Raw genomic sequence first — 10,939 nt, 5'->3', positions numbered from 1 at the left:
ACCAGGCCACAGGTCAATCACTCAAGAAGAAGGCTTCGTCATGCTCAAATACATCCTGGCCCTGCTCATGGGCTTGAGCGGCGCTCAGAGTTCGATGTCATACGCAGACTCATCTCCTCTTACCCCACAGCAGATCGTCGCTGCCAGCGACCGTGCCCGAGGGGGCGGCCTGAGCGGTATCGAATGGAAAATCGACATCACCGGTGAGGACAGCAAGGGCCCCCTGGGCAAGCACAGCTACCTGGTCAAGGCCAGCGGCAACAACAGCCTGGCGCAAACCATCTATCCGCCCCGTAACCGAGGGGCTCGGCTGCTGCAGCTGGAACGCAACATGTGGTTTGGCAAGCCCAGCCTGAGCAAACCGGTGTCGATTTCGGCACGCCAGAAGATGATCGGCATGGCCTCCAATGGCGATATTGCCTCGACCAATTACGCCAATGACTACAACGCCTCAGTGCTGCGCAGCGAACCGGTCAACGGCGAAGACAGCCATGTACTGGAGCTGCTGGCCAAGAATCGCTTCGTCACCTACGACCGCATCATCTATTACGTCTCAAGCACCCGCCTGGTTCCGCTGAAGGCCGAGTTCTACACGGTCTCGGGCAAGTTGTTCAAAACCGCCAGCTTCGACGCCTACAGCAACCTGGAACTGGACAATGGCCAGCACCAGCTGTTCATCAAGCACATGACCATCCGGGATGCCATCGAGCCGTCCAACTACTCGGTCCTCGACTATCAGGATGTGAAGTTGCAAACCTTCGCCGCCGACACCTTCAGCATCGACTCGCTCAATCGCCCCTGAATCAGGATGAAACAACGCATGCCACGCCCAAGGATGGGGTACCCGCAGGCGGCTCGATGGCGAGCCGGCCCGCTACAACCGCGGCTCTGGCTGCTGGTGCTCTGCTGCAGTGCCGCGCCGTCCGCCAGCGCCCTGGACAGCCTGTCACTGCACAACGACCTGACCGTCCTCAGCTATGCCACCTGGAACCGGCTGAACCAGGACGCATTGGCCAACCCGGACAATCTGATCGCCCAACTGCCACGACGCCAGATGGAGCTGGCGCCACGCCCGGATTTCAGCCTCACGACCTCGTCATGTTTTTTCCAGTTCAAGCCACGGGCGTTCCTCAGTGCCCGGGGAGACAGTTTTGCTACGGGCGACCAACACACCTCCGGTGATGCCTATGTGAACGAAGCACGCCTGTCCTGCTCGCTGCCCAATGCGCTCAACCTGGAGTTGGGACGCAGCACCTTGCTGTGGGGCAACGCGGTCCTGCTCTCGCCCAGCAATCCCTTTTTCCCCGAGACCGGCAAGACTGATCCGGTCAATGAGGTCTTCGGCAAAGACTTTGCACGGGCCACCCTGGCGCTTGCCGACCACTGGAAAATCGAGGGTATTCGCAGTTTCAGTGCCAACTCGCGAGACATGAGCGCGCAGCACTTTTCCCCCATCAGCGCGGTGAAACTTAACTGGACCGCAGAGGCCGCGACGGCCAGCCTGCTGGCCTCCAAACGCGACAACGGCGTCAGGCGACTGGGGGCTTATGGCACCCTCACCGTCTCCGATGCGTGGCTGCTCTACCTGGATGGTTCGCTGGGGCAAGGCCGCGACATTCCCTTGCCTGTGGCTCCCACGGCGCAAACCAGGGCCTGGCACTTCGAACACCAGCCGATGGCCGACCGCAGGCTGCGCAAAAGCCTGCTGCTGGGCAGCGGTTACACCTTGGAGTCCGGCTGGACCCACACCCTGGAAGCGCTCTACAACGGTGACGGCTATAGCCCGTCCGAGCGCGAGGACTATCAGCGGGCGATTGGCCAGAGCAACGCCGCGCTGATGCTGGGTGATAGCAATGCGGCCCAAGTGCTGGGGCAAGCCCTGCTCACTGCCCGGCAAGGCCTGCTGGGGCAGCGCTACGCCATGTACCAGATCGACCGCAACGACTGGTTCAACACCTGGGACCTGGCACTGCGCTACACCCAGGCCTTCGACTCGCCACGGGGCGGTAATCTGGCGCTGTCGCTGAACTACAAAATGAACGATCACAGCGAACTGTTCACCTTTGCCCAGTGGAACACCGGCAATGGGCAGTCCGAGTTTGCACAACTGTCTCGCTCTTCAGTCATCAGTGGCATCCGCTACTACTTTTGAAACCCGTATCCGCAGACCTGTCAGGGCCCCCGTCATTGGCCAGGACACTCGCTGATCGAGGAGAAAAGGCTGATGAAGCAGTGCCGATTGAGCGCCAAGCGCTGAGCATTCAACGTCGCCGATCACCTGCATGACACCGTTGTATGCCGCGCCGATGCCCGTAGAATGGGCGCACTCAAATCGCAGGGAAGCGGCATTTCAAGCACGGAACGGCTGCACCCCGCCCCTGCTCATGCCCTCTTGGCGTCCTGCCTTTTACGATTGAACCTCAGGGACTCTCCATTGATATCTCGCAGCCTGCTGCCCTTGGCCATCCTCACTCTGCTGCTGGGCTGCGATGCCTCGTCACCGGACGAAAAACTCAATGCCACCCTGCCGGACCTGAGCCTGGAACAGATCCTGCCCAAGGTCGAAGCCAACCCGTACTGCTCGCCGGAGATGGACAGCGAACGGCTGGTCGGACTCGGCATCCGACTGATGAATGAGGACGAGGTACTGCATGGCGCAAGCCGTACCTTGCTGGCGAGCAAGGCCATACAAATGGCCCGCGCCTGCCTGATCATGGCCGCCCCCCGCGACACCATGAGCCTGTGCATCCTGGGCGGGATTGTTGGCTCCAGGCAGAAGGACTATGACAAAAGCGAAGCCTTCAACTACATCGCTTACGCCGCCCAGCACAATGAATCCTGCGCGGAAGCGGGCCTGTACGACATCTACAACCTTGGCAAGTTGGACCAGCCCGCGAACAAGGCATTGGCCATGGCCTGGCTGGAACGCGCCGCTCGGCACGGCGACGAGGACTCGCAACAAGAGATGCTGCGCAGCAGCGAACAGGACAATTTGCCACTGGCCTACGCCTGGGCCCGAACCCTCGATGACGCCCAAAGGCTCGAAGCGCTGAAACGCAAGATGAGCCCTCAGCAAACAGCTGAAGGCGAACAGCACTACACCCGGCTGCTCAGCCAGCTCCCCTCCAAAAAGGATCTGGAGCAGGCGCTGCGCCAGAACGTCATCCTCCTGGGCACAGGGGATATCTACTACGACTACCCGGAGGTGTTCGCGGGCATGTCGCCTGAGCAACAGCATGCTTTCGTCGCCCAGTTGGTGGACATGCAGGACCGCTACCCGAAGTTCCACACCCGCGGCCAACTGGTGGCCTACGCCTTGATTTCCCGCCTGGTGCAAAGCACCGGGCCGGCCGTGGACCTGTGGCAAGACCCGGCGCTGCAGGCCGTGCTGGAGGACGATGACCTGAGCGTGGAAGATAGCGTGGCCAAGGCCAAAATCCTCCTGGCCAAGCGCAAGCCATAGCAGCGGCTGGCGCTACGCCTTTTGCAGCCGCCGCCGAGGTGTCGCGCGCAAGGCCCAAGGGCCCTTTGCCGCAGCCAAACAGGCGCTGCGGTTTGGGTTGTACGCCCTCTCAAACTCCGTAGAATGCGCAACCTTGAGCCCTTGGGCCCATGCAGCATGGAATCGCTGGTGTCGACACCCAAGCACGGAATGGCTAACGCTCCCCCCTCTCCCGTCCTGTCCCTGCCTGATTTCATGCGCGTCTTTTTTCATTCGCCGATCAGGGAATACCCATTGAAATTGTTCAACGTGCTGCCATTGGCCTTGGCTGTCTTGCTGGCGGCTTGCGCCTCCACGACGCCGGAAAACACCGCACCGAAAATCCCCGAACTGAATGACACCCTGCCCAAGCTGACGCTGGACAGCGTCTTGCCCAAGGTCAGCACCAACGAATACTGCAACCCGGCCATGGAGGCCGATCTGCTGTACGGCATCGGTTACAAGCTGAACGAGATCGAGGACTACAAGAACGCCAAGGGCTGCTTCGCCATGGCCGCGCCGCACTACACCCGGGCCTTCTGCTACCTGTCCACCACCACCGACCAGGAAACGGACAAGCCCAAGGCCGAGCGCGACCGCGAGTCGTTCAACTACATCGCCTACTCGGCGTCGCAGAACGATTGGTGCGCCGAGTACGGCATGTACGCCACCTACTGGTTCGGCGACAAGGACATCCCCAAAGACCGGGACCTGGCCCTGCGCTGGCTGGAACGCTCGGCGCTGCACGGCAACCCGGAACCGCAGCAGAGCCTGGCCGACGCCGCCGAAGAATCCGGCGATCTGGTGAAGGCCTACGCCTGGCTGAAAGTCATCGACAACACCGAGGACACCAGCCAGCTGGATGCCCTGAAAGGCAAGATGAGTCCTGAGCAACTGGCCGAAGGCGAACAGCGCTTTGCCGACCTCAAGAAGCGCGTAACCAGCAAGCAGGTGATGTACGACGAGGCGCGGGATGAGGAGGTGGCGATTTTCTCGGCCGAGATCCATTTCGATCTCCCCGACCTGTTCCAGGGCATGACCACGGCCCAGCGCCAGGCCTTTGTCAAAGCGGCCATCGCCAAGGCCCGGGACAGCGGCAAGTTCGATCTGCATTACGCGGTGACCCAGTACATCATCGTCTCGCGCCTGGCCCAACAGCGTTACCCCGGTGTCGACGTGCTGCAGAACCCGAAGCTGGTGGCCGCGATCAACCACGTCAACGACGGCCTGGAAGCCACGGCGAAGAAGTCCCTGGCGATCATGCAGAAAAGCTACAAATAACCGCCCCCCCACCGACGTAGGAGCCGGCTTGCCGGCGAAAGGGCCCGCGAGCCTCGCATCACCCATGCCGACGCTTTCGCTGGCAAGCCAGCTCCTACAGGGGCTCGGGGTTGACGATGACGGTGCAGGTGATGCCCGCCGCCAGCAGCACGCCTTCCGGCACTTCATCAATGTGGATGCGCACCGGCACGCGCTGGGCCAGGCGCACCCAGTTGAAGGTCGGGTTGACGTCGGCGATCAGTTCGCGGCTTTCCGGGTTGTCGCGGTCGTAGATGCCGCGGGAAATGCTTTCCACATGCCCCTTGAGCACTTCACCGCTCATCAGTTGCATGTCGGCCTTATCCCCCACGCGCACGTGGGGCAGCTTGGTTTCTTCGAAGAAGCCGTAGACCCAGAACGAGTTCATGTCGACCACCGCCATCTTCGCCTCGCCGATGCGCGCGTAATCGCCGCGGTGCACGTTGAGGTTGGTGACGTAGCCGTCCACCGCCGCCCGTACCTGGGTGCGTTTGAGGTTGAGCTCCGCCGCTTCCAACTGCGCCTGGGCGTGCTGGTAATCGGCCAGGGCCGAGTCGGCGATGTTGCCGGCGTCGTCGCGGTTTTCCTTGGAGATCACCAGGTTGTCCATGTCGGCGCGGCGTCGGGCGTTGACCTTGCGCATCTCCCAGGTGGCCTTCTTCGAGGCCACCAGCGATTGCGCCTGCTTGACCGCGATCTGGTAGTGCTCGGGGTCGATCTGCATCAGCAGATCGCCCTTGCGCACCAGCTGGTTGTCCTTGACCGGCACGTCCACCACTTCGCCGGTGACGTCGGCGGCGACGTTGATGATGTCCGCGCGCACCCGGCCGTCACGGGTCCAGGGGGTGTACATGTAGTGCTCCCACAGGGTGCGGCCGATCCACAGGGCCAGGGCCAGCACGAGCAGGGTGGCGAGCAGGCTGAAAAACTTTTTCATTGCGGGGGTCTCAACGGTAGACAGTGAGCGCCATGGCGCCGAACAGACAGCAGAACAGGCTCAGGCGCAGCAGCGCCGGGTGCCAGAAGAAGCGATACAGGTCATAGCCGGAAATGAACCGGTCCAGGGCCCAGGCCAGGGCCGCGGCGATGAAGAACATCAGGGTCATGGTGGGCATGTAAACGCCGTGGAAGGCGATTTCACGAGGCATGGTCAAGTCCTTGGGGTGCAGGCGCCGTTGGCTTGGCCACGGCATAGGCCGCCAGCGGCGATTGCGGGTCGAGCAATGAAGTACGGATGAAGTGCAGGTAGCTCTTGACCCGGCGCAGGGCCGAGGTGTCGAAGTGCGGGGCAAAGGGCTCGTCGGTGGCCTGGACCCGGCTGATGGCGTGGTCCACGGCGATCAGGCCGCGCTCCAGGTTGCTCTGGCTCGGTTGCAGGAACAGCCGCACCAGGGAGCGCCCCATGACCCGGATCGCCTGGCGCCAGGGCTGGGATTCGGCATAGGCCGGGTGCACCGGGAGGATCGCCTGCTCCTTGCGCAACTCGATGATGGCGTGGCCGACTTCCAGCACCACGAACATCCAGCGCAGCAGTTCGCTCTGCACCTTGGGCTGACCCACCGCCAGGCCGTAGGCCTGGTGCAGCAGGTCACGGGTGCGGCTTTCGAAACTGGAGGCCAGGCCCTTGAGCTTGCCGCTGATGGCGTACACCACCTGGCCGCGCAGGTCCTGCTCCAGGCGCCGCCACAGCCAGCGGCTGTTGGGCGGCAGGATGATCGCCCCGGCCGCGGCGCAGACCAGCATGCCCATGACCATGGCGATGTAGTCGTTGATGAAGGTGTAGGGGTTGTAGACGGTCAGGTTGTCCGGCACCGAACCGGTGCTGAAGAAGATCAGCAGCCCCAGGCCGACCCCGGCGTACTTGGGCCTTGAGGCGAGGAATGAACCGAGCACGATCACCGGCGCCAGCATCAGGCACAGCAGCGGGAAGCCGTCGATCCAGGGGAACACGAAGAACATTTCGACGAAGCCCACCAGGGCACCGATCAAGGTCCCGCAGGCCATCTGGAAGGCCATGCGCTTGGGGTTCGGCGTCGCGGCCGAGAGGCCGATGGTGGCGGCGGCAATCAGGGTCATGGTGGCACCGCTGGGCCAGGCGGTGGCCACCCAGTAGCTGCCCAGCACCACCAGCACAAAGGCCGCGCGGATGCCCGAAGCGGCGCAGGCCAGCCAGTTGGTCTGCGGCGTGTAGGGCTCGTCCCAGCGCTCGCGTTCGTGACTGTGGTCGGCCAGGGACGCGTGGGTCTGGGCGTAGCTGTGCATCTCGTCGACGAAACGGTAGAGCAGCTCGTAGGCGGTGTGAAAATCCAGCTGCTCGGCGTCGCTCGGACCGCTCTCCTGGAAGGCCGCCCGCAGGCTGCGCACCCGTGCTGGCAGTTCGGCCTTGTAGGCCGCCAGGGCCGTGGCCAGGCGCGCCGCATCGGGGCTGGTCAGGGCCCGGCCGGAGAAACCGTCCAGCAGTTCCGCCAGGTCCTGCAGGCCCGGCTTGATCGCTGCCACCACATGGTCGGCGCCACTGCTGCGCAGCCGCTCGAGCAACTGGTGCAGGGCGTTGAAGCGCGTGGTGATGCCCATGAATTCGCTGTTCAAGCGGCTCAGGCGGCCATTGCGCCGGCGCATGTGCGGGTCTTCGAACACGGTGACACTGCGCAGCCCTTCCAGGCCCACGGCCTCGGCGATGAAGCGCACGTTGCTGGTTTCAAAGCTGTCGCGCTGGCTGCGCCCGCGCAGGCCGTCGGTGACGAACAGGGCGAACACCCCGAAGCGTTGGTACAGGGCGTTGCGCATGGCGGCGCTGGCGGTCTGCGGCAGGATCGCGGCGCTGACCAGGGTCGAACAGAGAATCCCCAGGGAGATCTCCAGCACCCGCCACACCGCCGCCATGAAGGCGCCTTCCGGGTGAGCCAGGGCCGGCAGCCCGACCATGGCCGCGGTGTAACCGGCCAGCACGAAACCGTAGGCGCGAAAGTTGCGGTAGCGCGCGGCACCGGCCGAGCAGATGCCGACCCAGATCGCCAGCGAGCCGAGGAACAGCTCGGTGTTCTGGGCGAACAGGGCGATCAGCGCCACCATCACCGCCGAGCCGGTCAGGGTGCCGAGAAAGCGGTAGAAGCTCTTGGCGAACACCTGGCCGCTCTGCGGCTGCATGACGATGAACACGGTGATCATCGCCGTGCGCGGTTGCGGCAACTCCAGGCGCATGGCCAGCCACAGGGTGAGGAACGCGGCGGCCAGGACCTTGAAGATGTAGACCCAGGTCACGCCGTCGCTGCGCGCCCAGTCGAAGAAACCCCGGCGCCATTCCAGGGAGTACAGCCAGCGCAAAGGGGCGGGCAAGGAAGTCATGAGGGCCTGCTTCAGTGGTCGAACACGGCCAGGGCCGCGGGGGTCTTGGGTGCCTGGGTGCGATTTTCCGCGGGGACGTCACGGCCGGCTTCCAGCCCGCCGCCCAGGGCTGTCACCAGGTCCGCCTGGACGGTCAGGCGCGCGGCCTGCACCTGTTGCTGGATCTGCTGCTGGTGGAACAGCAGGCTCTGGGCGTTGAGCACGTTCAGGTAGTCGGTCAGGCCGCGCTGGAAGGCCACGGTGGCGATGTCGTAGGTCTTCTGCGCCGCAGCCACCGACTCGGCGGCGAAGGTTTGCTGCTTGTTCATGGACTCGCGGCGGATCAACTGGTCGGAGATGCTTTTCAGCGCGTCCACCAGGGTCTGGTTGTACCTGGCCACGGCCAGGTCGTAGCCGGCTGCGGCTTCACCCAGTTCCGAGCGCAGCCGCCCGCCGTCGAAGATCGGCAGGCTGATGGCCGGGCCGACGTTGTAGTTGAGTTTCTTGCCGGTGAGGAACTCCAGGGCCCCGCCGCCAGTGGCCATGAAGCCGATGCTGCCCACCAGGTCGACGTTGGGGTAGAAGCCGGCGTGAGCCACATCGATGCCACGGGCCTGGGCCGCCACTTGCCAGCGGCTGGCGACCACGTCCGGGCGCTGGCCCAGCAGTTCGGCGGGCAGGGCCGAGGGCAGTTTCAGCGCGGCGCCCAGGGACAGGCTCGGTCGCTGCAGTTGCGCGCCCTCCCCCGGGCCCTTGCCGGCCAGGGCCGCCAGTTGATTGCGGGTCAGGGCGATTGCTTCGTCCAGGGCGTCCAGCTGGCGATGGGTTTCCGGCAGCGGCGCCTCGGCCTGGCTGACTTCGAAATGGGTGCCGAGGCCGCCGTCCAGGCGTCGTTGCGCCAGTTCGAGAATCTGTTGCTGCTGCTTCAGGGTGGCGGCCACGATATCGCGCTGGGCGAAGTGCAGGGACAGCTGGATATAGCTGCGCACCACGTTGTTCACCAGTTCCAGCTGGGCCTGGCGGGCTTCGGCCACGCTCATGTGGGCCAGGTCGACGGCGCGCTCGGTGCTGTTGCTTTCCCGGCCCCAGAGGTCCAGGGCATAACTCAAGCCCAGGGCGGCGTTGTTGTCCCAGGTGGTGGTGTTGGCCAGGGCGCCGGGGCCGTAGAACTGATCGGTGGGCCAGTTGTGGCGCTTGAGGGTGGCGTCGCCCTTGATCTGCAACGACTCGGCCGACTCGGCGATACCGGCCAGGGCCTTGGCCTGGCGCACCCGGGCGGCGGCCATGGCCAGGCTCGGGCTGCCTTGCACGGCGAGGCTGATCCAGCGGTTCAGCTGCGGGTCGCCGTAGGCCTGCCACCACTGGGCACTGGGCCAGTGGGCCTCTTGCGCGGCGCTCTTGATCGCCTCGTCAGTGGCCAGTGTATTAGCGGGAAGTGTCTTGCCTTGTGGGGCAATGCCTCCGGTTCCGATGCAGCCGCTGATTGCTAACGATAAAGCCCAAACACTGAGGGTCTTGAACCCTCTGCTGATGCGACGCGGCACTGCTGCGAATTCCTGAAGATCGGGGGGGAGTATTTCTCTCGTAGGCATCGGCTGGCCGGCGCAGCGATACGCCTGCTAAACCGCGTTGCGCGGATCGCCGGCAAACCGGCTCCTACGGATCGGCGCAATTCTAGGGGGCGGCCGGGGCGGCGATAAGGTGGGATTCCTGTGAATCTTTGTTACCGTAAACGCGATAATCCCTTGGTCGCCTATCCAAGCCCCCGTAACTTCGTGTCACAATTTGCCATCTCCCCAGAGAGCACCCCATGGACACTTTGCAAAACATGCGCGCCTTCAGTTGCGTCGCCGAAGCCGGTAGTTTCACCGCCGCGGCAGTGCAACTGGACACCACCACGGCCAACGTCTCGCGCGCAGTCTCCAATCTTGAGGCTCACCTGCAAACCCGCCTGCTCAACCGCACCACCCGCCGTATCGCCCTGACCGAAGCCGGCAAGCGCTACCTGCTGCGCTGCGAGCAGATCCTGGCCTACGTCGAAGAAGCCGAGGCCGAGGCCAGCGACGCCCACGCCCGCCCCGCCGGGCAATTGAAAGTGCACACCATGACCGGCATCGGCCAACACTTCGTGATCGACGCCATCGCCCGCTATCGCAAGTCGCACCCGGACGTGACCTTCGACCTGACCATGGCCAACCGCGTGCCGGACCTTCTGGACGAGGGCTACGACGTGTCCATCGTCCTGGCCAGCGAGCTGCCGGACTCGGGGTTCGTCTCCCAGCGCCTGGGGATCACCTACAGCATCGTCTGCGCCTCCCCGGCCTACGTGAAAGCCAACGGCTGCCCGCACAAACCCAGCGACCTGCTCAACCATGCCTGCCTGCGCCTGGTGAGCCCGGTGATACCGCTTGAGAAGTGGGCTTTCGACGGCCCGGAAGGCCAGGAGATGGTGACCATCAACAGCTCGCCGTTCCTGGTGAACTCTGCCGACGCCATGAAGACCGCGATCATCAGCGGCATGGGCGTTGGTGTGCTGCCGGTGTACGCCGCCATCGAAGGCCTGCGCAACGGCACCCTGGTACGGGTCATGCCCCAGTACCGCTCCCAGGAGTTGAACCTGTACGCCATCTACCCGTCGCGCCAGTACCTGGACGCCAAGATCAAGACCTGGGTCGAATACCTGCGCGGCTCCCTGCCGGAGATCCTCGCCGCGCACCAGGCGGAACTGGCGGCCTATGAACTGAGCGGCAGCCTGAGCGGCGCACGCCTGAGCACTTGAGCCCGCCCCCTTGAACCGGGGGCCTGTAGCCGCTGTCGAGCCAAGGCGAGGCTGCG

General features: G+C 64.2%; 9 protein-coding genes. 5 read left to right on the top strand and 4 right to left on the bottom strand.

The window, feature by feature from the left end; genetic code table 11:
* Window positions 1-40: 40 nt before the first annotated feature.
* The 4 genes from PFZ56_RS10905 (at window position 41) to PFZ56_RS10890 (ending at window position 4,762) form a co-directional block, all read left to right on the top strand.
* The gene (locus PFZ56_RS10905) at window positions 41-802 is read left to right on the top strand and encodes an outer membrane lipoprotein-sorting protein (protein ID WP_170001122.1); all 762 of its coding nucleotides are present in this window, start codon (window positions 41-43) and stop codon (window positions 800-802) included.
* A gap of 18 nt (window positions 803-820) precedes the next feature.
* Window positions 821-2,152 (top strand): hypothetical protein, encoded by a 1,332-nt coding sequence (locus PFZ56_RS10900; RefSeq protein ID WP_170001123.1) that lies wholly within the window; start codon window positions 821-823, stop codon window positions 2,150-2,152.
* A 282-nt stretch (window positions 2,153-2,434) separates the two neighbouring features.
* Window positions 2,435-3,463: a sel1 repeat family protein gene (locus PFZ56_RS10895; RefSeq protein WP_258010196.1), complete on the top strand. Its 1,029-nt coding sequence runs from the start codon at window positions 2,435-2,437 to the stop codon at window positions 3,461-3,463.
* Between the two features lie 273 nt (window positions 3,464-3,736).
* Window positions 3,737-4,762, top strand: coding sequence for a sel1 repeat family protein (locus PFZ56_RS10890; protein ID WP_262379201.1), 1,026 nt, complete (start codon window positions 3,737-3,739; stop codon window positions 4,760-4,762).
* Window positions 4,763-4,856: 94 nt separating this feature from the next.
* Here PFZ56_RS10890 and PFZ56_RS10885 read toward each other — a convergent pair whose 3' ends face one another.
* Genes PFZ56_RS10885 through PFZ56_RS10870 form a run of 4 tightly spaced genes read right to left on the bottom strand, consistent with a single transcriptional unit; the run spans window position 4,857 to window position 9,648 of the window.
* The gene (locus PFZ56_RS10885; protein WP_123727534.1) at window positions 4,857-5,717 is read right to left on the bottom strand and encodes an HlyD family secretion protein; all 861 of its coding nucleotides are present in this window, start codon (window positions 5,715-5,717) and stop codon (window positions 4,857-4,859) included.
* A gap of 10 nt (window positions 5,718-5,727) precedes the next feature.
* Window positions 5,728-5,928 (bottom strand): DUF1656 domain-containing protein, encoded by a 201-nt coding sequence (locus PFZ56_RS10880; protein ID WP_007930063.1) that lies wholly within the window; start codon window positions 5,926-5,928, stop codon window positions 5,728-5,730.
* The gene (locus PFZ56_RS10875; protein ID WP_170001125.1) at window positions 5,918-8,125 is read right to left on the bottom strand and encodes an FUSC family protein; all 2,208 of its coding nucleotides are present in this window, start codon (window positions 8,123-8,125) and stop codon (window positions 5,918-5,920) included. Before PFZ56_RS10875 ends, PFZ56_RS10880 begins: the two co-directional genes overlap by 11 nt.
* 11 nt (window positions 8,126-8,136) lie before the next feature.
* Window positions 8,137-9,648, bottom strand: coding sequence for an efflux transporter outer membrane subunit (locus tag PFZ56_RS10870; RefSeq protein WP_170001126.1), 1,512 nt, complete (start codon window positions 9,646-9,648; stop codon window positions 8,137-8,139).
* Between the two features lie 266 nt (window positions 9,649-9,914).
* On the opposite strand from PFZ56_RS10870, the gene PFZ56_RS10865 reads away from it, so the two are divergent.
* Entirely contained in the window at window positions 9,915-10,883 is a 969-nt protein-coding gene (locus PFZ56_RS10865) for a LysR family transcriptional regulator (protein WP_170001127.1), read from the top strand.
* The last annotated feature ends 56 nt before the right edge of the window (window positions 10,884-10,939 follow it).

It is taken from the genome of Pseudomonas danubii (assembly GCF_042980055.1).
In the GTDB taxonomy this organism is placed as follows: Bacteria; Pseudomonadota; Gammaproteobacteria; order Pseudomonadales; family Pseudomonadaceae; genus Aquipseudomonas; species Aquipseudomonas danubii.
This window is presented reverse-complemented; position numbering and strand designations above follow the sequence as displayed.